Annotated in this window: 21 protein-coding genes and 1 pseudogene; 8 read left to right on the top strand and 14 right to left on the bottom strand. The window is 61.3% G+C overall.

The window, feature by feature from the left end; all coding sequences use genetic code 11:
- Positions 1-15 precede the first annotated feature (15 nt).
- The 4 genes and pseudogenes from FAA86_RS05315 to FAA86_RS05300 all read left to right on the top strand — a co-directional run.
- Positions 16-669, top strand: a complete 654-nt coding sequence (locus tag FAA86_RS05315; protein ID WP_246035006.1) for an HD domain-containing protein — start codon at positions 16-18, stop codon at positions 667-669.
- 12 nt (positions 670-681) lie between these two features.
- Entirely contained in the window at positions 682-1,527 is an 846-nt protein-coding gene (locus FAA86_RS05310; protein WP_136538718.1) for an MOSC domain-containing protein, read from the top strand.
- 315 nt (positions 1,528-1,842) lie between these two features.
- Positions 1,843-3,063 carry an MFS transporter gene (locus FAA86_RS05305; protein WP_167494897.1) on the top strand — a complete coding sequence of 407 codons (1,221 nt, stop codon included), beginning with the start codon at positions 1,843-1,845 and terminating at the stop codon, positions 3,061-3,063.
- 402 nt (positions 3,064-3,465) lie between these two features.
- Positions 3,466-3,645, top strand: a pseudogene (locus FAA86_RS05300) (hypothetical protein); the annotation flags it as partial.
- 2 nt (positions 3,646-3,647) lie between these two features.
- On the opposite strand, the gene recO reads toward FAA86_RS05300, so the two are convergent.
- Together recO and FAA86_RS05290 are read right to left on the bottom strand one after the other, a co-directional pair.
- Positions 3,648-4,421 carry a DNA repair protein RecO gene (recO, locus tag FAA86_RS05295; RefSeq protein ID WP_136538714.1) on the bottom strand — a complete coding sequence of 258 codons (774 nt, stop codon included), beginning with the start codon at positions 4,419-4,421 and terminating at the stop codon, positions 3,648-3,650.
- 53 nt (positions 4,422-4,474) lie between these two features.
- The gene (locus tag FAA86_RS05290) at positions 4,475-5,122 is read right to left on the bottom strand and encodes a TetR/AcrR family transcriptional regulator (RefSeq protein ID WP_246035005.1); all 648 of its coding nucleotides are present in this window, start codon (positions 5,120-5,122) and stop codon (positions 4,475-4,477) included.
- A gap of 105 nt (positions 5,123-5,227) precedes the next feature.
- Here FAA86_RS05290 and FAA86_RS05285 point away from each other — a divergent pair, with 105 nt between their 5' ends.
- Positions 5,228-6,388: an AbrB family transcriptional regulator gene (locus tag FAA86_RS05285; protein ID WP_136538710.1), complete on the top strand. Its 1,161-nt coding sequence runs from the start codon at positions 5,228-5,230 to the stop codon at positions 6,386-6,388.
- A gap of 21 nt (positions 6,389-6,409) precedes the next feature.
- Here FAA86_RS05285 and era read toward each other — a convergent pair whose 3' ends face one another.
- From era to rpoZ, 8 genes are all read right to left on the bottom strand, one after another.
- Positions 6,410-7,351: a GTPase Era gene (gene era, locus FAA86_RS05280; RefSeq protein WP_136538708.1), complete on the bottom strand. Its 942-nt coding sequence runs from the start codon at positions 7,349-7,351 to the stop codon at positions 6,410-6,412.
- Between the two features lie 9 nt (positions 7,352-7,360).
- Positions 7,361-8,086 carry a ribonuclease III gene (rnc, locus tag FAA86_RS05275; RefSeq protein ID WP_113459216.1) on the bottom strand — a complete coding sequence of 242 codons (726 nt, stop codon included), beginning with the start codon at positions 8,084-8,086 and terminating at the stop codon, positions 7,361-7,363.
- Positions 8,083-8,820, bottom strand: coding sequence for a signal peptidase I (gene lepB / locus FAA86_RS05270; protein WP_136538706.1), 738 nt, complete (start codon positions 8,818-8,820; stop codon positions 8,083-8,085). The genes rnc and lepB overlap by 4 nt, the downstream gene beginning before the upstream one ends.
- 97 nt (positions 8,821-8,917) lie before the next feature.
- Complete coding sequence (acpS, locus tag FAA86_RS05265) at positions 8,918-9,322, bottom strand: holo-ACP synthase (RefSeq protein ID WP_113459214.1); 405 nt, start codon at positions 9,320-9,322, stop codon at positions 8,918-8,920.
- Between the two features lies 1 nt (position 9,323).
- Positions 9,324-9,905 carry a DUF2062 domain-containing protein gene (locus FAA86_RS05260; protein WP_136538704.1) on the bottom strand — a complete coding sequence of 194 codons (582 nt, stop codon included), beginning with the start codon at positions 9,903-9,905 and terminating at the stop codon, positions 9,324-9,326.
- A 134-nt stretch (positions 9,906-10,039) separates the two neighbouring features.
- Positions 10,040-10,189, bottom strand: coding sequence for a DUF3563 family protein (locus FAA86_RS05255; protein ID WP_113459212.1), 150 nt, complete (start codon positions 10,187-10,189; stop codon positions 10,040-10,042).
- Between the two features lie 227 nt (positions 10,190-10,416).
- The gene (locus FAA86_RS05250) at positions 10,417-12,645 is read right to left on the bottom strand and encodes a RelA/SpoT family protein (protein ID WP_136538702.1); all 2,229 of its coding nucleotides are present in this window, start codon (positions 12,643-12,645) and stop codon (positions 10,417-10,419) included.
- 99 nt (positions 12,646-12,744) lie between these two features.
- Positions 12,745-13,146, bottom strand: a complete 402-nt coding sequence (gene rpoZ / locus FAA86_RS05245; RefSeq protein ID WP_136538700.1) for a DNA-directed RNA polymerase subunit omega — start codon at positions 13,144-13,146, stop codon at positions 12,745-12,747.
- 296 nt (positions 13,147-13,442) lie between these two features.
- Between rpoZ and FAA86_RS05240 the strand changes: the two genes are divergently transcribed.
- Positions 13,443-14,027: a LabA-like NYN domain-containing protein gene (locus FAA86_RS05240; RefSeq protein ID WP_113459210.1), complete on the top strand. Its 585-nt coding sequence runs from the start codon at positions 13,443-13,445 to the stop codon at positions 14,025-14,027.
- Positions 14,028-14,437: 410 nt separating this feature from the next.
- On the opposite strand, the gene FAA86_RS05235 is transcribed toward FAA86_RS05240, so the two are convergent.
- Positions 14,438-14,857 (bottom strand): DUF3830 family protein, encoded by a 420-nt coding sequence (locus tag FAA86_RS05235; protein WP_136538698.1) that lies wholly within the window; start codon positions 14,855-14,857, stop codon positions 14,438-14,440.
- A gap of 2 nt (positions 14,858-14,859) precedes the next feature.
- The gene (gene smpB / locus FAA86_RS05230) at positions 14,860-15,336 is read right to left on the bottom strand and encodes an SsrA-binding protein SmpB (protein WP_113378446.1); all 477 of its coding nucleotides are present in this window, start codon (positions 15,334-15,336) and stop codon (positions 14,860-14,862) included.
- Between the two features lie 337 nt (positions 15,337-15,673).
- Here smpB and FAA86_RS05225 point away from each other — a divergent pair, with 337 nt between their 5' ends.
- A complete protein-coding gene (locus FAA86_RS05225) occupies positions 15,674-16,594 on the top strand; it encodes a winged helix-turn-helix domain-containing protein (protein WP_136538696.1) in 921 nt (306 codons plus the stop codon).
- Positions 16,595-16,851: 257 nt separating this feature from the next.
- Entirely contained in the window at positions 16,852-18,282 is a 1,431-nt protein-coding gene (locus FAA86_RS05215) for a CHAT domain-containing protein (RefSeq protein WP_136538694.1), read from the top strand.
- Between the two features lie 197 nt (positions 18,283-18,479).
- Here FAA86_RS05215 and FAA86_RS05210 read toward each other — a convergent pair whose 3' ends face one another.
- Together FAA86_RS05210 and dapA are read right to left on the bottom strand one after the other, a co-directional pair.
- On the bottom strand, positions 18,480-19,175 hold the full coding sequence (locus FAA86_RS05210; protein WP_136538692.1) for an Ntn hydrolase family protein: 696 nt from the start codon (positions 19,173-19,175) through the stop codon (positions 18,480-18,482).
- Positions 19,176-19,452: 277 nt separating this feature from the next.
- Complete coding sequence (gene dapA / locus FAA86_RS05205; protein WP_136538690.1) at positions 19,453-20,337, bottom strand: 4-hydroxy-tetrahydrodipicolinate synthase; 885 nt, start codon at positions 20,335-20,337, stop codon at positions 19,453-19,455.
- Positions 20,338-20,358: the final 21 nt, after the last annotated feature.

The raw sequence follows: 20,358 nt of genomic DNA, 5'->3' as shown, positions 1-20,358 counted from the left end.
ACGGGAACCCATCGCTTGACCGCCCTTCTCACCGCCGCCGATTTTCATCCGCACGAGGCCCTCGCCGCCCAGCTCCTCGCCCATGCGACAGAGGGTGACGATGGTTCGCACGATCTCGCCCATATCCACCGCGTCTTCAAGAATGCGATGAAGATCCAGGCCGGCGAAGGCGGCGATGCGGAGATTCTCGCGGCCGCCGTGCTGCTGCATGATTGCGTGGCCGTCGAGAAGAGCTCGCCGCTCCGCTCGCAGGCTTCGCGCCTTGCGGCGGAGAAGGCGAGCTGCATTCTGGCAGGGTTCGGCTGGTCTGAAGAGAAGATCGCAGCGGTCGCGCATGCGATCCTGACCCACAGCTTTTCCGCCAATATCCCGCCGGAAACGCTCGAAGCCAAGATGCTGCAGGATGCCGACCGGCTGGATGCGATCGGCATGGTCGGCGTTGCGCGCTGCTTCTACATTGCCGGGCGCATGGGGTCCGGTCTCTACCATCCCGCCGATCCCGGAGCCGAGTATCGCCCGCTCGACGACCGCTCCTATGCGATCGATCATTTCCCGGCAAAGCTCCTGAAACTCTCCGAGGGCTTCCAGACCGTGACCGGCGCCAGGCTCGCCAAGGAGCGGCATGAGCGGCTGACGCTTTTCCTCACCCTCTTCCGCGACGAAATCTAAGGCAACAGCACTATGCAGATCTCCGGGCTTTTCATCTATCCCTTCAAGAGTGCCCGCGGCATTGCGCTGCCTCAGGCGCGGATCGAGGCCATGGGCCTTGCCGGCGACCGGCGGATGATGCTGGTCGACCCTTCGGGGCATTTCATCACCCAGCGTGAACTGCCGGAGCTCGCGCGGCTTTCGGCCCTTCCCGGTGCGGCCTATCTCACTCTTCGCTTCGATGACGGGCCCGAAATGATGGTCGCCCCGCCGCAGCCGGACAATCGCATGGATGTGGCGATCTGGCGCTCGATCGTCAGCGCCGCCGTCGCCCATGATAGCGTCAACGACAAGCTCTCCGACCTCTTCGGCCGGCCAGTGAAACTGGTCTTCATCGATGGTGAAAGCCGCCGCGACGCAAGTCCGGAATGGGCGGGCGACAATTCCCCGATGGGCTTTGCCGACGGCTACCAGATCCTCGTCACCACGACAGGTTCGCTCCGGGCACTGAATGAAGAGATGGCGCGCCATAGCGAAGGCTCGGTCGACATGGACCGCTTCCGCCCGAACATCGTGCTCGACTGCGACGCCCCCTGGGCCGAGGACACATGGACGGGGATCGAGATCGGCGGCCTCCGCTTCGATTTCGTCAAACCCTGCCCGCGCTGCATCATGACCACCCAGGACCAGGAGACCGGATCACGCGACGGCGCCAACCCGATGCCCGCCCTGGGCCGCATCCGCATGTCCGCCGACCGCCGCGTGCCCGGGGTCCTGTTCGGCTGGAACGCCGTCCCGCGCGGCGAGGGTCTGGTGCGGGTTGGCGATGCGGTAACGGTCATCGGCACCCGCGATGGCTGGGCGATCAAGCAGCGGTGAGATGGGGGCTACTTAGCCCCTGAATACCTTCGATCTCCTAGGTAGAGGCGGGCCCAAGCGCCCAAGCTTGCGGCTATTGCCCCTCACCCTACCCTCTCCCGCAGGCGGGGAGAGGGAGGAACGCGTGGACGGCGCCGAGGCCTTCTCCCCGCCTGCGGGGAGAAGGTGCCCAGAGGGCGGATGAGGGGCTTTGATGGCAGACGGCCGAGAATCGCCACCTGACGTCCATCAATTCCCTTGATGGCCAGTTCATCAAAAGGCGTTTCTGCTCATCAATCGACTGCACTAATGTGTGATCGACAGAGGAGTATCCGCATGAACACTGCAAGCCGACCCGCCATGCCCTGGCTCATCATTCTCGCCGGATCGCTGATCGCGGTGATGACCTTTGGGCCGCGATCGGCCATGGGGTTCTTCCAGTTGCCGATGCTCGCCGACCGGGGCTGGGACCGCTCCACCTTCGGGCTTGCCATGGCCTTCCAGAACCTGTTCTGGGGGATCAGCCAGCCTTTCTTCGGGGCGCTGGCCGACAAATACGGCACCGGCCGCGTGCTGATTTCCTCCGGCGTGCTCTATGCCGCAGGCCTCGTGATGATGGCCAATGCCACAGCACCCATCTGGCTGCATATCGGCGGCGGCGTGCTGATCGGGCTTGCGATCGGGGCTGGCTCCTTCAGCGTCATCCTTTCTGCCTTTGCCCGCAACGTGACGCCCGAACAGCGGTCGATGGCGTTCGGCATCGGCACGGCAGCGGGATCTGCCGGCATGTTCCTGTTTGCGCCGCTGAGCCAGGGCTTCATCTCGGCCTTCGGCTGGTCGGACAGCCTCGTCATCATCGCCGTCATGATGCTGGTCGTGCCGCTGCTCGCCTTTCCACTCCGCGGCAATGCGCAATCGGGCACGCAATCCGGCAACCAGTATCAACAGACGATCGCCGAAGCGCTGAAGGAGGCCTTTGCGCATAAGAGCTATCTGCTGCTGACCACCGGCTTCTTCGTCTGCGGCTTCCAGGTCGCCTTCATCACCGCGCATTTTCCGGCCTATCTCGGCGATATCGGCATCGAGGCCAGCTATGCGGTCATCGCCATGGCGCTCATTGGCTTCTTCAACATCATCGGCTCGCTCGCCGCCGGCTGGATCGGGCAGCGTTATTCGAAGCCGTATTTCCTCGCCTTCATCTATATCGGCCGGTCGATCACGGTGACGCTCTTCCTGCTTCTGCCGCAGACGCCGCTCTCGGTGGTGATCTTTGCCGCCGTCATTGGGCTGCTCTGGCTTTCCACCGTGCCGCCGACCAATGGCCTGGTCGCCATCATGTTCGGCACCCGCCATCTGGGCCTGCTCGGTGGCCTCGTCTTCCTGTCCCACCAGATCGGCTCGTTCCTCGGCGTGTGGATGGGCGGTTATCTTTACGACCACTTCGGAACTTATGACCAGGTCTGGTGGTTGGGTGTGGGCCTCGGCATCTTCGCGGCTGTGGTGCATTGGCCGATCCGCGAAAAGGCCGTCGAACGGCCCGCGCTCGGCATGGCATAATTTCGCCCAAAGTGAGATCATTTTTCGGCATTTCCTGCATGCCGGATCAAAATTCCTGCGTTCTCAGCTGACAGCGACTGTCACAGAAAATTATTTTATTTTTTGCGGGCCTGCCGTTGACGGACTCCGAGCCAGCACCTACCTTGTGCCTGCTGGTTCGGACACTGACGACGAACCATGCTTGGCCTCCGCGTTGGAGGCCGCAGCCAAAGTAAGGAGGTCAGCGAAATGCAAGTTGTGTTTCATGGTGCCATCCGATCCTGGCAGACGACCCCGTGCCTCGTGATGGTGAAACGTCATCACGCCTGCTCCTGTCGAATGTGACGCAGACCTAAGCCTGACATCCACAAACGACTATTGAAACAGCGCCGTGCTTTCAGTGCACGAGCGGGGAATTTCGTTATGAAGAAGCAAGTCATCGAATATGCCGGGATCCCGGTTGGCATCACCATTCCCGACGGCGACAGGGTCAAGTTCATCGCCGTCAAATATCCGGTCATCGACCTCGACGGCGGTAGCTATCGCAATATCAGCGAACTGCAGGCCGCCATTCACGAGCACATGGCCAAATCCGCGCCGGAAGATCAGGCCGTGTTCTTGGGCGCGGCCAATGCGCCCGTGGCATCGAGCGAGCGCAAGGTCTTCAACGCGGCCTGACAGAAGCCCTCCCGTGCCGCGCCCGGCTCCAACCCGCGCGGCACGTAGACGTGTCGATCCAGAAAATAGGACGTGAGCCGAAAGGCTGCTGCCAGACTGTCGGGATCTGCTGCCCGGTTGGTGCCAGGTGTCAGGAAATCCGGTAGCGCCAGCATCTTGTCGGCCCAGGGCGCACCCGCTTCACGACTGACCGCCCTCCCCGACTTCGGTGAGACATAGGCGAGGTCGAAACGGGCGCCGGTCGCTGCACATTCTTCGAGATCCAGGCCAAAACCGAGATCATTGAGCAGCGCAAGCTCGAAGCGGACGAAGAGTTCGCCCGCCGTTGCCGGCTCCTCCAGATGATCGAGAATGACATCGAGCGCCTCGAAGAGATGCGGATGTGGATCGCGCTCCGGCAGAAGCCTGAGCAAGGCCGCCAAGGCCTGGACACCATAAACCGCCGTGGCGCTCTCCATCAGCCGCCCTGCCCGCAAGACCAGGGGCTCGATGCGGTATTCGCCCAGATGTTCGTCCAGGCGCGCCCGCCAGGTCACTTCCAGACGATTGCCCGGCTGCAGCACGGGCTGCATGGTACGCGAACGACCGGAACGCACCATGCCCAGATGCCGACCGCGGCTGCGCGTCATCATCTCGGCAATGACGCTCGTTTCGCCATGCCGCCGCACCCCCAGAAGGATCGCCTCATCTGTCCATTGCATGATCGGGTTTTACCGCAGAGCGGCATCCGGAGCGAGGCTTTTCGACGGCGTGTTCAGATTTCAGCGAGGTAGCGCTGGACCCAGCCGCGCCAATGCGCGATCGCTTCGGACTTGCCGGCATAGCGTTTTTCTTCATGCAGTTGCACGAGTGACTTCATGGCCTGGAAGAGGACCACCGACATGGCCTGCGCCTGATCCTCGGCGAGCTCGGGACGCCAGAGCGTGAGGATCTCCGCGATCCGCCGGCGCAAGCTTTCCCGCAAGACACCGGGCCGCACGCCGGGCTGCTCCCAGCGGGCATCGAGCAGGCTGAGCGCCAGGCTCCGTTCGGCGGCATGGGCCACGAGAACGTCGAGCAGCCTGTCGGCGAGCTGGGTACCGTCGAGATCGGCGACCTGCGCCCTGATCCGGTCGAGCGCTGCCTCGACATGCTCGGCATAGCGCGCGACCAGAGCGTCGGCGAGCACATCCTTGTTGGGAAAGAACTGGTAGAGTGACCCGATCGGCGCGCCGGCGCGGGCGGCGATCTCCGTCATGGTGGCGGCCTTGTAGCCCTGCTCAGCGAAGACGGCGGCACCGGCGTCCAGGAGTTTCGCGACACGCGCGATCCCCCGCTTGCGCTTGGGCTCCTTCGCCGTCGGCACCGGGGGCGCCTGCTGTGCGGCCTCTGTCGTCGCCGAACTTGACTTTTGCGAGGTCATTCTCATAAAACTCGTTTGTGAGGTGCGCCTCATTTATTTTACGAAATTGCGCTTTCGTCCAGCCCTTTCCCGGAATGAGGCCTCAGACGAAGGACGGAGATGGCCATGCCTTCGGACAGCAACAACGAGGATCGACCGCAGCCCGAGCCGAAGGGCGCGGACGCCGCAACGGTTTCCGAAGCCGCCGCGAGCGCACTGCCAGCACCCGGCCTGCTCACGCCGCTTCCGGTCCTCCTGCGCTGGGTCATCCTCTTCATCCTGTCCTTTGCCATCGCGGGCGGTCTGTTCTTCGCCCATATCCCAGGCGCCCTGCTGCTCGGCCCCATGGTCGCGGCCATCCTGGTTGCCACCAATGGCGCGCGGCTTTCGGTCCACCGCTACCCTTACATCTTCGCCCATTCGCTGATTGGCTGCATCATCGCCCGCTCGATCGATCTCGGCACGCTCGCAACGGTTGCGGATGACTGGGTGATCTTCCTGGCGATCGTGCTGTCAATCATCGGGGCAAGCAGCCTGTTCGGTTATCTGATGGCCAAAGCCGATGTGCTGCCCGGCACGACCGCCATCTGGGGAACCTCTGCCGGGGCGGCCTCTGCCATGGTGCTGATGGCGGAGGCGCATGGGGGTGATCCGCGGCTGGTCGCATTCATGCAGTATCTGCGCGTCGCCTTCGTTGCGACCGGGGCATCGCTGGTCGCCGCTTTCGTCTTCAACGCCGAAGGCGGTGCGACCAAGGCCGTCATCTGGTTTCCCGAAACAGACTGGCGGGATCTCGCTTTGACACTGGCGGCAGCGCTTGCGGCCGCGTCCGTCGCCGCCCGTTTCCGCATCCCGGCCGGCACGATGCTTCTGCCGCTCATCGTCACCACGACCCTGCATGTGATGGGCTACATCACGCTGCAGCTGCCGGAATGGTTGCTCGCCCTCGGATATGGCGTGATCGGCTGGCGAATCGGCTTGTCCTTCACGCGCCGCATATTGCGGCACGCCGCAGGCGCCCTGCCCCAGATCGTCGGATCCATCCTGGTCTTGATGGCCTTTTGCGGCGGAATGGCCTTCCTGCTCTGGTCGCTGCATGACATCGACCCGCTGACCGCCTATCTCGCGACAAGCCCCGGCGGGCTCGATTCGATTGCGATCATCGCCGCGACCACCCCGGTCGACATGTCCTTCATCATGGCGCTGCAGACCATGCGGCTGATCCTTATCATCCTCATCGGACCGCCAATCTCGGACTTTGTCGCCAGGCGGGTGGCGAAGGGCTGACAGCCCTTCGCTTCGTCTCAACTAGTCGCGCGGGAATTCCAGGCCCATTTCGCGGAAGCGCTCAGGATCGTTGCCCCAGTTTTCGCGCACCTTGACGAAGAGGAAGAGGTGCACCGGCTGCTCGAGGATCTCGGAGAGTTCCTTGCGGGATGCGGTCGAGATCGACTTGATGGCGTCGCCGTTCTTCCCGAGCACGATCTTCTTCTGGCTGTCGCGCTCGACATAGATCACCTGCTCGATGCGAACCGAGCCGTCCTTGCGCTCTTCCCACTTTTCCGTCTCGACATGCGAAGAATACGGAAGCTCCTGATGCAGGCGCAGGAAGAGCTTTTCGCGGGTGATCTCGGCGGCGAGCTGGCGCATCGGCAGGTCGGAGATCTGGTCCTCGGGGTAATACCACGGGCCTTCCGGGAAGGTTTCCGCAAGGTAGTCCATGACGTCGTCGCAGCCGGAGCCGGTCGTGGCCGAGATCATGAAGGTGCGGTCGAACTTGACGGCCTCGTTGGCAGTCTCGGCAAGCTTGAAGAGATCTTCGTGGCGAACGCGGTCGATCTTGTTCAAGACGAGGATCTTCGGCTGTGGCACATCCTTCAGCGCCTCGAGGATCGCCTCGGCGTCGCCACGCAGACCGCGCTCGCTGTCGATCAGCAGCAGGATCAGGTCGGCATCCTTGGCGCCGCCCCAGGCCGAGGTCACCATGGCGCGATCAAGCTTGCGCCGCGGCTTGAATATGCCGGGCGTGTCCATGAAGACGATCTGGGCGTTCTTGTGGATCGCGATGCCGCGCATCACGGCGCGCGTCGTCTGCACCTTGTGGCTGACGATCGACACCTTGGCGCCGACGAAGCGGTTGACCAGCGTCGACTTGCCGGCGTTGGTGGGGCCGATCAGGGCAACGAAGCCGGATCGGGTCGGGGTGTTGCCGGTGGCTTCGCCACTGTCATGGGGTTCGGTCTCGGTCATATCTTCCAATCAGTTCGCGTCGGAGGCCTTCGCCCAGACGCCTTCGCGTTCGAGAATCTTCGTTGCGGCCACCTGCTCGGCGGCACGCTTGGATCGTTCGATGCCGACCTCGGACTTCAGGCCCGGGATTTCGACGATCACCGTGAAGCGGGGATCATGATCCGGTCCGGAGCGATCGGCAACCTTGTAGATGGGCGGCTTGCCAAACTTGGCATGCGTCCATTCCTGCAATTCGGTCTTGGCGTCGCGGCGGGCGCCATCGGCGCGGGCAGCACGACTGGTCCAGTATTTCAGGATGAAGCCGCGCGCGGCCTCCAGTCCTGCCTCGAGGTAGATGGCCGCAATCAGGCTTTCCACCACGTCGGCGCGGACATTCAGCATGTTCTTCGCCGTGATCTTCTTCACGTCCGAGCCGGTACGGATGAAGCGGTGCAGCTCCATCTCGTCGGCAACCGAGGCGCAGGCCTCGGCGCTGACCAGCTGATTGAAGCGCACCGAAAGCTCGCCTTCGGTGGCGTCCCGAAAGGTCTTGAAGAGCAATTCGGCGACACACAGGCCGAGAACCCGGTCACCCAGGAACTCCAGCCGCTCGTAGTCGCCCTTCTTCCCCCGCGAGACCTGGGCGCTGGCATGCGTCAGCGCCCGCATCAGGCGGTCGCGGTCGGCGAACTTGTGGCCGATCGCAGCTTGAAGCTGCTCCCAATCCTTTTCGCCGACCACCTTCTTGTCCGTCATTCGACCACCTTGAACAGGCGATCCCAGCGCATGTTGGCCGGCCACTTCCAGACTTCGCGGAACGAAGTGTCGTTGCCGAGCGAGAAGAAGATCAGCGACGCCTTGCCGATCAGGTTCTCGGCCGGCACGAAGCCAACGTCGAAGCGGCTGTCCAGCGAATTGTCGCGGTTGTCGCCCATCATGAAGTAATGGCCTTCCGGCACGATGAACTCGCGGGTGTCGTCACCACGGGTGCCCTGGGCCTGATCGAGCGTGTCATAGCTCACGCCGTTATCAAGCGTTTCGCGGAAGACCGGCACGTCGGTGCCGGGATCGAGGCGGTAGTCGGAGGTGAAGACGCCGTCTTCAACCTTGGGAACCGGGGTGCCGTTGACGTTCAGAACACCACCGATGACCTGGATCCGGTCGCCCGGCAGGCCGACGACGCGCTTGATGTAGTCAATGCTCGGGTTCGGCGGGAAACGGAAGACGGCGATGTCCCCGCGCTCCGGTTCGCTCGCAAAGATGCGGCCTTCGAAGAGGTCCGGCGAGAAAGGCAGCGAGTATTTCGAATAGCCGTAGGAGAACTTGTTGACGAAGATGTAGTCGCCGACGAGCAGCGTCGGCATCATCGAGCCGGACGGGATCGTGAAGGGCTGAAAGAACACGGTCCGGATCACCATGGCCAGGAGCAAGGCCTGGATGATGACCTTGACGTTTTCCCAGAGGGCACTTTGCTTCTTTTCTTCGCTCACGCGGGTCGGTTCCTTCTTGCGAAAATCCTGCTCTCTCTAGTCGGTTCGGGCGAGCGCGGCAACCGCGAAGCCCCGCCGACCAGCGCGACCAGATAACTCAGCGACTTTCCGGCAGGGCTTCAACGATGACGAATGCCTGGGCATAGGGAAATTCGTCGGTGATGGTCAGATGGATCTGGGCGACATGGCCCGGCGGCAGAAGACGCTCGAGGCATCTGGCCGCACCACCGGTCAGTTCGAGACCGGGCTTGCCGTTCGGAAGATTGACGACGCCCATCTCCTTCCAGAAGACACCTTCGGCAATGCCCGTGCCCAGGGCCTTGGCCATGGCCTCCTTGGCGGCAAAACGCTTGGCATAGGATGCGGCGCTGTCCTTGCGGCCATTGGCACGCGCCTGCTCTTCCTCCGTGAAGCAGCGGGCGGTGAATTTCTCGCCGAAGCGGGTGATCGACTTCTCGATCCTCCTGATATCAACGAGGTCGCTGCCAATGCCGATGATCATGTCAGATGCTCGATCCCTGGAGGGCTTCCGCAAGGCGGGCACGCGCCCGTTCGGCAAGCCGCTCCCGGCGCCGCGCCTGGAACTTCGCCACGGTGAAATAGATGATGCAATAGATGATGATGCCGCTGACGATCGCAAGGGGGATTGCACCGATCAACATCGGCTTCAGGATCGGCTGCCACATGCTCTCTATCGCGGACAGGGAGAAGCGCTTTTCCAGATCGACGCTTTGCGCTGTCGGATTGCCCTTGCCGATCAGCCGATGCCCGACCTCCCAGGTTGCCGCCCAGATGAAGGGGAAGGTCAGCGGGTTGCCGAAGGCCGTGCCGATCGCCGCGGCGACCATGTTACCGGCAATCAGGTAGGCGATGGCGAAGGCGAGCACGAAGTGCAGGCCGATGAACGGCGTCCAGGAGGAAGCCACCCCCGCCACCACGCCAGCGGCGATGGCATGCGGCGTTGCCGACAGGCGCAAGACGCGCTTGGTGAGATAGTGAAACGACCGGATGAAGCCTCGACGCGGCCAGAAAAGCTCACGCAGCTTTGTCAGTCTTGAAATCGGTTGCCGGCGTCGAAACAGCATGCGGGATATGTAGTTGATCCTCGACGGTCTCGGCAAGGAAAAGCGGCTGACACCGTGACCAAAAAGCAAAAGACGCCGGCGGAAACCGGCGTCACAGCAAGGCTTAGATCGGCTTTGTGTCAGGCCGAAGGCAATCAGCCGCGGCGGAACATGCCACGATCGATTTCGCGCTGGCGGTATTCCAGGTCGACCAGGTCACGGGCGCCGTTCAGGTAGTTCATTTCGCGCTCAGCAGCAGTCGGGACGCGAAGGGCGCGGGCGATTTTGCGGATCGGAGTAAACATCGTTTTATCCTCGGTTCGTTCTCTTCCTTTGTTGTCCCGAAGGTAATGTTGCGGCGCACAAAGCACCAGAGACAAGAATTGAATACAGCCATGCGCTGGACGCATGACAGAGCCCGCGAGGTTTACCAATTGGGCAGGAATGTGATGAAATCGGAGGCAAACGGCTGATAAGCAGGCGAGCGGCGGTGATCACCACCCGCCTCTTCCGTGAGCTCCATGCTCTCGCCTCAGTCGTAGACGCGCTTGACGGTCGAGATGCAGTCGAGCTCCTTCAGCTCGCCGAGCAGCTGGCTCAGCTGGCGCAGATCCCAGACCTCGAGATCGATCGCCATCTCGGTAAAGTCGGTGGCGATGCGGATCATGTTGAGCACCCGGATGTTGACGTCGAGGCGCGCGACGCATTGCGCGACTGTTGCCAAGGTCCCCGGCTCGTTCAGGGCATTGATCAGGATGCGGGCGACAAAGCGCGACTTGTTGGCCTCGTCGAGATCCCAGCGCACATCGATCCAGCGCTCCGGTTCGTTTTCGAAGCGCTGCAGGGCGGATGCCTGGATCGGATAGATGGTGATGCCCTTGTCGTCTTCCATGATGCCGACGATGCGGTCGCCGGGGACAGCTCCGGCAGGCGAGAAATGCACCTCGGCATTGCCCGACAGACCGCGAATCGGCAGCGGATCCGGGCCATCGCCGGCCGTCGGCACATCGCCCTTGGGATGGGCCGGCCCCGGGATCTTGAAGACCATGCCATTGGCGCTGTTCATCGCGAACCAGCCCTCGTCCGAGGACGGTTTTACCGTGACGCGTTCGTCCTGATAGTCGGGGAAGACGGCGCGAAGCACGTCGAGCGAGGAGGTCTCGCCGCGGCCGACGGAGGCGATCGCATCTTCCACGTCGCGCTGGCCAAGACGATGCAGCGCCGGACGCAGGGTGTCCTTGGAGAAGACCTTGCCGGCGCGCTCGAAGGTGCGCTCGAGGATGCGCTGGCCGAGACCCGCATATTGCTTGCGGATCGCCATGCGGGTCGCACGGCGGATGGCAGCGCGCGCCTTGCCGGTGACGACGATCTCTTCCCAAGCCGCCGGCGGCACCTGCACGCCGGAGCGGATGATCTCGACTTCGTCGCCATTCGACAGACGTGTGACGAGCGGCATGATCGAACCGTTGATCTTGGCGCCGACGCAGGTGTCCCCGACATTGGTGTGGACGGCATAGGCAAAGTCGATCGGGGTTGCGCCCCGCGGCAGCGCGATCAGCTTGCCCTTCGGCGTGAAGCAGAAGACCTGGTCTTGGAAGAGTTCGAGCTTGGTATGCTCCAGAAACTCTTCGGGATTGTCGCCCTCAGCCAAAGCCTCGATCGTGTGGCGCAGCCAGGAATAGGCATTGCTTTCGCGCTGCAGCGGCTCGCTCGCATCGCCGTTTTCGCCATCCTTGTAGAGACTGTGGGCCGCGATGCCGAATTCGGCAATGTCATGCATGCGCCGCGTGCGGATCTGCAGCTCGATGCGCTGGCGGGACGGGCCGACGATCGTGGTGTGGATCGAGCGGTAGTCGTTCTGCTTCGGCGTCGAGATATAGTCCTTGAAGCGACCGGGGACGACGCGCCAGCGCGTGTGCACGATGCCGAGCGCGCGGTAGCAGCCGGGGATGTCGTCAACCAGGATGCGGAAACCATAGACGTCGGAAAGCTGCTCGAAGGAAAGCGACTTCGACTGCATCTTGCGGAAGACGGAATAGGGCTTCTTCTGCCGGCCCTTGACCGACGTATTCAGCAGGCCGTTGGCCACCAGCAACTCGCGCAACTCGTCCTCGATCTTGGTGATCAGGCCTTCGTTGCGGGTCGACAGTTCCGCGAGACGGTTCGTGACCGTCTCATAGGCTTCCGGGTTCATGTAGCGGAAGGACAAGTCCTCCAGCTCGTCGCGCATGTCCTGCATACCCATGCGGCCGGCGAGCGGCGCATAGATTTCCATCGTCTCTTCCGAGATGCGGGCGCGCTTGTCGTCGCGCATATGCTCGAGCGTGCGCATGTTGTGCAGGCGGTCGGCGAGCTTGACGAGCAGCACGCGCACGTCATCCGAAATCGCGAGCAAGAGCTTGCGCAGGTTTTCCGCCTGCTTGGCCTTCTTGGTGACGAGGTCGAGCTTCTTGATCTTGGTCAGGCCCTCGACCAGGCGGCCGATATCCTCGCCGAAGAGTTCGTCGATTTCGGCGCGGGTGGCCGAGGTGTCTTCGATCGTATCGTGCAGCAGCGCAACCGCAATCGTCGATTCGTCGAGATGCATGTCGGTGAGGATGGCGGCAACTTCGAGCGGGTGGGAGATATAGGGGTCCCCGCTGGCGCGTGTCTGCTTGCCGTGCTTCTGCATGGCATAGACATAGGCCTTGTTGAGCAGAGCTTCGTTGGCATCGGGCTTGTATTTCTGCACCCGCTCCACGAGCTCGTATTGCCGCATCATTCCACGCGTCTCCTAGAAACGAAAAAGCGCGCCAGTCGAGACGACTGGCGCACGCTTATCCTACAGTCCGAAGCAGACTAATTTCCGACAGGTTGACGATTAGTAATCGTCGCTCTTTTCCGGCGGAACCAGGCCTTCGATACCGGCGAGCAGCTCTTCTTCCGACATCTGGTCGAAGGTGAGCGTTTCCGGCAGGTCGTCCTCTTCCTCGCCCTTGCCGGCGGTGCCGGTGTTGGCGAGCATCGAGCTCGGCTCCTGCTCCGGCTCATCGACTTCGACGTGCTTCTGCAGCGAATGGATCAGATCTTCCTTCAGGTCGTCGGGCGAAAGCGTCTCGTCGGCGATTTCGCGCAGCGCCACAACCGGGTTCTTGTCCTTGTCGCGATCGATGGTGATCGGCGCGCCCTGGGAGATCTGGCGCGCGCGGTGGCTCGCGAGCAGAACGAGCTCGAAGCGGTTTTCGACTTTGTCGATGCAATCTTCAACGGTGACACGGGCCATTGCCTGTCCTTTGCGATCTTGAATGCGTGGGATTGACGGGTGCGATACAGGCAATGGACGGCAAATTCAAGTTTTTCGTGCCGTCGCCCCGCCAAGCCCAAAAATGAAGGCCGGAAAAGACCCTCTTTACACCACATTTCAACCGCAAGCTGCTTGGATTGCGTCATGCGATGCCCTAGATAGATTTTTATATGATCATTTCATAATGTAAAGCAGTGGTCATATGTGGAGGGGCAAGGTATTGTTTTGATTGCCAATTGCCGAGACTGATCATTTTTTGACGTAAGGATATCGAGATGTTCGACCCCCGCGAGAAAATTGCACTCTTTATCGACGGCGCCAATCTCTATGCTGCCTCCAAGAGCCTCGGCTTCGATATCGATTATCGCAAGCTTCTGAAGGCTTTTCAGAAGCGCGGCTATCTGCTGCGCGCCTACTATTACACCGCCCTCATCGAGGACCAGGAATATTCCTCGATCCGCCCGCTGATCGACTGGCTGGATTATAACGGCTACAAGGTCGTGACCAAGCCGGCGAAGGAATTCACCGACAGCATGGGCCGCCGCAAGGTCAAGGGCAACATGGATATCGAACTGGCCATCGACGCGATGGAGCAGTCGGAAACCGTCGACCATCTCGTGCTCTTTTCCGGCGACGGCGACTTCACTACGCTGGTGGAAGCGCTGCAGCGCAAGGGCCGCAAGGTTTCGGTCGTCTCCACCATGGCCACCCAGCCGCCGATGATCGCCGATGATCTCCGCCGCCAGTCGGACCACTTCATCGACCTGATGACGCTGAAGGCCGAAATCGGCCGCGACCCTTCCGAACGCGGCATGCCCCGCGCGCCGGAGCCGGCGACGGCGAGCGAAGACGAGCATTGAGGGCGAGCGGGCGCCCGGCCCCACGATTATCGCTTAGCCGCACGTTACCCCCCTCTGTCACTTCGTGACATCTCCCCCACACGGGGGGAGAGTGGGGCATGGCTGCGACGCGGCCACACCCTCCCCTTGAGGGGGAGGGTCGGAGCGAAGCTCCGGGGTGGGGTGACGGCCCAAAGTTTACAGAGATCGTGAAAACATCGAACTCGAAGCAGGGTTCACCCCACCCGCCGCATTGCGGCGACCTCCCCCTCGAGGGGAGGTGGGGCGTCCCATTTGCTGCTCGATCCCAAAAAAACATCGCTGGGCGATAGGCCGGCGGCTCAGCCGCTCTCCCCCCTTGTGGGGGAGATGCCCGGCAGGGCAGAGGGGGGTATTCTGGCGCCCCCTCCCCTGTAAGCTATTTCATGAAGTCACATCGCCTCGAAGGCGATGTCCTGCGCGCCCTGCCACAGAACCATCTTGCCCATGGCCTCCAGCTGCTCCTGCCCCTTCGTCACCGTCAGGAAATGGTTGCCCGCCAGAACGCCCATCTTGCTCGCAAACTGCGAGGAGCCATAGGCAAACAGCAGCTCGGTTTCGCTGAAGCCGCCGGGATAAAGCAGGATGTCGCCACGGGAGGGATGGGCCGTGTGGTTTTCGAAACCGGCGCCGAACTGGAAATCGCCGAGCGGCACCCAGACCGCCTCGCCCGACCAGCGCGAATGGATCGCCTGATTGCGGAAGGGCAGGAAGGTCTCGAAAATGCGGCAGGTCTCGGGCGCCTTTTCGCGCTCGAACCTCGCCTCGAAGACGAAGGGGCCGACGGTGACCTTCAGATTCGAGAGCGCCATGATCAGCCCGTCTTCAACAGGCGGGATTTCTGGCGGTTCCAGTCGCGCTCCTTCTCGGTCTCGCGCTTGTCGTGCAGCTTCTTGCCCTTGGCGAGCGCCAGCTCCAGCTTCGCCCTGCCCTTCTCGTTGAAATAGATTTTCAACGGCACCAGCGTCATGCCCTCGCGATTGATCGAGGCGCGCAGGCGGTTGATCTCGCGCTTGGAGAGCAACAGCTTGCGACGGCGGCGCGGCTCGTGATTGAAGCGGTTCGCCTGCAGATATTCCGGCAGATGCGAATTGATCAGCCAGATCTCCTCGCCCTCGTCGGAGGCATAGGATTCGGCAATATTGGCCTTGCCCTCACGCAGCGACTTGACCTCCGTGCCGGTCAGAACCAGACCGGCCTCGTAGGTGTCGACGATCTCATAATTGAAGCGCGCCTTGCGGTTTTCCGCAACGATCTTGTTGACGACGCGCTGTGAGCCTTTGGGGGCCATGGCCTGATCTTCCGTTTCGCCCGTGATTTTGTCGTGTGTCGCCTAGCGCCCGGGCGGGGCGTTGCGGGTATGACAGGTATGTAATGGAGGATGGGGGGGAAATAAAGGTGGGGAGATGGTGGCCACGCGCGTTCAGCGCCGCCATAATCGGTTATGGCGCCTGGCCAAAAGTGGAGATCGATCTGGCGACAGAATCGCGCGAGCCTGCGGAATGTTGAAATGTTAAGTGGGACAGAAGGCAACGTTATGAGTATTCCCGGTTGAGTAGCCCGCAGGACTACTTGTTGTATTACGTGCGACAATGTATGATTTTGCGGCTTTGGAAACTTGAAGAGCAATGGATAGCTATCTCGAAATCGCGCAAAAGGTTCTCAGAGTTTCGCGCCGCCCCATGACGGCGAAGGGCATCCTGGACGCGGCCTACAAGGCCCGTCTGGTGCCAAAACACCTCTACGGCAAAACCCAGGAGAAAACCCTTCAGGCGAGACTGAGTTCGGACATTCTTCAGCGGCGATCGACTTCGGCTTTTTTTCGCACTGAGCCGGGAATGTTCTTTCTGACCGCACTGATATCAGACCCTGAGATTCCGCCGAAGTATAAGGAGCGTTTTGCCGCCCGGCGTCGGACGCGCGACCTCCACCAAGAACCGGCGCTATTGATCGACGCGAGCTTCGTTGCTGATTGCGAACTTGAGCTGTTAGCCGATTGGAGGCAGTTCGCACGTAGTGCGGAACTTGCAAATGCATTGCACTACGCTCATACCGACGAGCATCAAGACAGGCTCCCCGTATGGACCTTCTCAGTCGTCAGGCGAGGATGCGAGGTACTTTCTTACAGGCTGGGGCGATATCGGGACGATCATGACACCTTTGCCAACAAGCGCACCATCGGCTTCCCTGGAGGTGTGAGTTTCCACGACCGCACTCTGTTCTCTGATGGCGATTATGGCGCTAGTGAGAATGCTCTTGAGGCAATTCTTTCCGATTTAGATATTTCTGCGGCAGCAGTCCATGGAGAGGCGATCTCACACCCGCAGCCAATCCTCGTAATGAAGGTCGATCGTGACGAGCATCGTGGCGCGATCATTGTTCTAATGGATTGGACGTGTCCGGATTGGTTCGAACCCACCACACGGCGGCTATCGATCAATGATCCTCGATGGATGGATATCCGAACCAAACCAAACAACATTGACGACTTCGAGCCATGGACGCTCGCTGTCCTCGATGCTGTGTCAGCGCGCGGCGATCACAGGTAGTGTCGCCAGTTATTTCCGCCGGAAAGACGGCATTCCTTAAGTACGAAATCGAGAACGGTAGCGCCCGGCGCAAAAAGACTGCGCTGCAGGACGTGTCACGCCTTTACCGCCAAGGCTTTACCCTACGACCTGACAATCGAAACGCCTTCGAGCAAATCGTCAACGGTATTGTGCTCGCACATGCAGACCATAAAGTAATTCGCTGGTGTCTGAACGCACTCGCCCAATTTGGCACTCGCGCTGGGTGCACTCGCTACGTGGAACTCGCCCTTCAGGCCCACCAAGGCAACCCCGAGATCGTGGCAGCAGCCGTCGCCGCCCTGTCACGGATGTACAACGGTCGCATTGAAGAAGTACCTTCGCTGAAGACAGTCGATCCAATTGTACGAGTTCTGGCCGCAATGCAGGTCAGTGATCCTAGTAGGCTTGATCTGTCTGGACTCAAGATCAACATCGACACTGCGGATCCCCAGGTTCTGAAGCTCGCGCTGATCACGGTAGGTCTGAACAAGGATATCGAGAACCTCTTCGATCCGAGGCATTCGAACGGTCAGATCGTCAAAGCATTGGGCTCATATCCGGATGACATCGTCAGGCAGTACTGTGTCTGGTGCGTACTTGAAAATCGCCATCTCACTATCGCCGACCTAGGCATGTCTTTTGATAGCCTCGAAAAGCAACCGCCCAACGTTCAGGCTAAGCTCCTTCAACTTGGAGCGGAGAAGGTAGCGAACCGAATGGAGAGGCACGAAATCATCTATCGCGGCTCTTTCTTGTCGAATCCCGAAGCGCGTCTAGGCCTCGCGAAAGGCTTGCTGACAAATTATTATGACGGCCTCGAAGAGATAACGATCGGGTGGTTCGACACTGAAGATGATCGAGATGCGAAGAGTCTACTGGCTGAACATTTTGGGCGTTTCTCGGAAGAATGCCCTCCTTACTGGGACAAGGCATGCGCAGTAGCGGAAGCAGAGCCCTACCTCCTAGACCGGATACTGCTTGGTGCCGAGCAAACCGAGTTGTACTCGGCTTTAAAAAGCAATGCTCCAGCGGAAGGCAATCTCGATCTTTTCCAGAATTCAACCGATCTGGAGACAATGTTCCGCGGGGCGCCACTCATAAGGAAGGCAAAACTCACAATGAAGGCTCTTATGCTAGCCGCGTCCCCCGTCGATCAGCAATCCCTTCGCCTGGATGAAGAGGCTAGGGATTTGCGGGAACAGTTGAAGCTTGTCAACGAGCCCATGACTGTGGTCCAAATCGAACATCGCTGGGCGGTGAGGACCAACCAACTGCAGATGGAGGTCATGAACGTTAAACCACAGATCCTTCACTTCAGCGGCCATGGAGATCGAGGAGTCCTCCTCTTCGAAGACGTCAATGGTAATGCATCAGAGGTATCTGCCGAGGCAATCGCCGAGTTGATTGAGTTAAATCCTAGCGTCGACTGCTTGCTACTGAACGCGTGTTACTCAGAGAGTGTCGCAAGGCTTGCGTCACCACATGTGAAGGCCGTCATAGGCTGCACCACCTCAATCGACGACAATGCTGCTATTGCCTTCACCCGCTCCTTCTACAGGGCACTCGCTCATGGTGAAACGTACGAGAAGGCATTCCGGCTGGCCAAGAACGAAGTCCGTATCAACTTCGCATCTGCGGAGGCTGACAAATACGTCATGCTTCCGTGAACTATGAACCTGACACGTCGGTGGGAGCGACGTGATAAAAGCTATCGTAAACAGCGCCCCCCAACCTAAAAAAACCGGCGTCTTCGCCGGCCTTGAGCTCATTCCCTCGGTTCATGGGCCCTGCATGCTCCGGCTCGGCTTCCAACGTGCCATCAGCGGCAGGCAGGCGATGACGCTCGGCACATCTTCCGCCCCCCTCAATCAAACACATCGCCGATCACCTTCTGCTCGGCCTTTTCCCATTTGCGCACAAGGGTCGCGACCTCCTCGATCTCCTTGTCGCTCAGGTGATGGGCGCCGTCGGCGTCGATGCGGCAGAGGCTGAAGGGTTTGCCGACGCTCGCCGAGGTGAGGTCGAGCGCCTGCAGCACGCGCAGGACGGCGGCGCAGCCGAAGCGGGTGGAGCGTTCCGTCAGGTGGAAGTGGGAGAGAAGCGCGCCCGCCTGCTGGGCCATGGGCGCGCCGCTGCCGATCGCGTGGAAACCGATATCGGCATAATGGCCGATCATGCCGGACGGCGTGATTTCGATGATCCAGGGCTCGCCGTCGCGCCAGCCCGCCGCCATGACATAGGCCGAGGGCGTGCCGCCGCCCTCCTCGCCCGGCACATCGGGGATGAAGGTCTCGTAGTGGTGGCGCAGAATCGGCAGGACCTGGGCCTGCAGCGCACGACCGATATCGGGGGCTTCCAGGATCGCGGCGTTGTTTTCGGTGAAGAGCCGGGCGACATCGGTCAGCACGGAGCGCGCGCCGCTGCCGCCCCAGGCGGCATCCTTGCCGAGCGGATGCAGCTTTTCGGCCGGATAGGTCATGCCCCGCCCCTTGTCGGTGATCTGGGAATCCGATCCCAGCACCACGCCATCTTCGCACACGGTGGCAAGCACGACAGTCATCCGGCACTCCTCTTCGATGTCTCGTCCGCTGGGCTTCGCGACGGCGGCAAAAAACCCGCCACGCCACAAAGCCCGCCCGGCTATACGCCTGCGGGGGCCGTGTCGTTCCCATCAGGGAACAAGTTTTCTGGCGGATGTCCCGTGCGTGCGGGATCGGAAGCGCGGCTCGCCCAAGCGCTTCGTGCAGATCAAAAGGGCGCCTCGACCGGGGATCGCGATGACGGCTGGCCCTTCAAACAGAAAGGCCGGCGTCTCCGCCGGCCTTGAGGTCATTTCTTCAGTTCGTCAGCCCTGCATGCTTCAGCGCCGCATCGATCGCCCCTTCCGTCGAGGTTTCCAGCGTCGCCATCAGCGGCAGGCGGACGGTGCGGTTCATGCCGCGAGTGCGGTTCAGCGCATATTTCGCGCCGCAGAGGCCGGGCTCGAGGAAGATCGCCTTGTGCAGCGGCATCAGGCGGTCCTGATAAGTGAGCGCCTTGGCATAGTCGCCAGCCAGCGTTGCCGCCTGGAATTCGGCACAGAGGCGCGGGGCGACATTGGCGGTGACGGAAATGCAGCCGACGCCGCCATGGGCGTTGAAGCCGAGTGCGGTTGCATCCTCGCCCGAGAGCTGGACAAAATCCGGCCCACAGGTGATGCGCTGTTCGGAGACGCGCTCGATCTTGCCGGTCGCATCCTTCACACCGACGATGTTCTTGTGCGCCTTGGCAAGCGCCCCCATCGTTTCCGGCGACATGTCGATGACCGAGCGGCCGGGGATGTTGTAGATGATGATCGGCAGCGAGACGGCTTCGGCGATCGCCTTGTAATGGGCGATCAGGCCCTTCTGGGTCGGCTTGTTGTAATAGGGCGTGACGACGAGCAGCGCATCGGCGCCGACGGCTTCGGCATGCTGGGCAAGTTCGATCGCTTCCACCGTGTTGTTGGAGCCGGCGCCGGCAATGACCGGCACGCGCTTGGCGGCGACTTCGACACAGAGTTCGACCACCCGCTTGTGTTCGTCATGGGACAGCGTCGGCGATTCCCCCGTGGTGCCGACGGGAACGAGGCCGGAAGAGCCTTCGGAAATCTGCCATTCCACATGGGCGGCGAAGGCTTGCTCGTCGACGGCGCCCTCATCTGTGAACGGCGTGACGAGTGCGGGAATGGATCCCTGATACATGCAATGAACTCCCCGGGGGCC

Source organism: Rhizobium rosettiformans W3, from assembly GCF_004912135.1.
Classification (GTDB): Bacteria; Pseudomonadota; Alphaproteobacteria; order Rhizobiales; family Rhizobiaceae; genus Allorhizobium; species Allorhizobium rosettiformans.
Note: the sequence above shows the minus strand (reverse complement) of the source record. Positions and strands in the feature narration are given on the sequence as shown.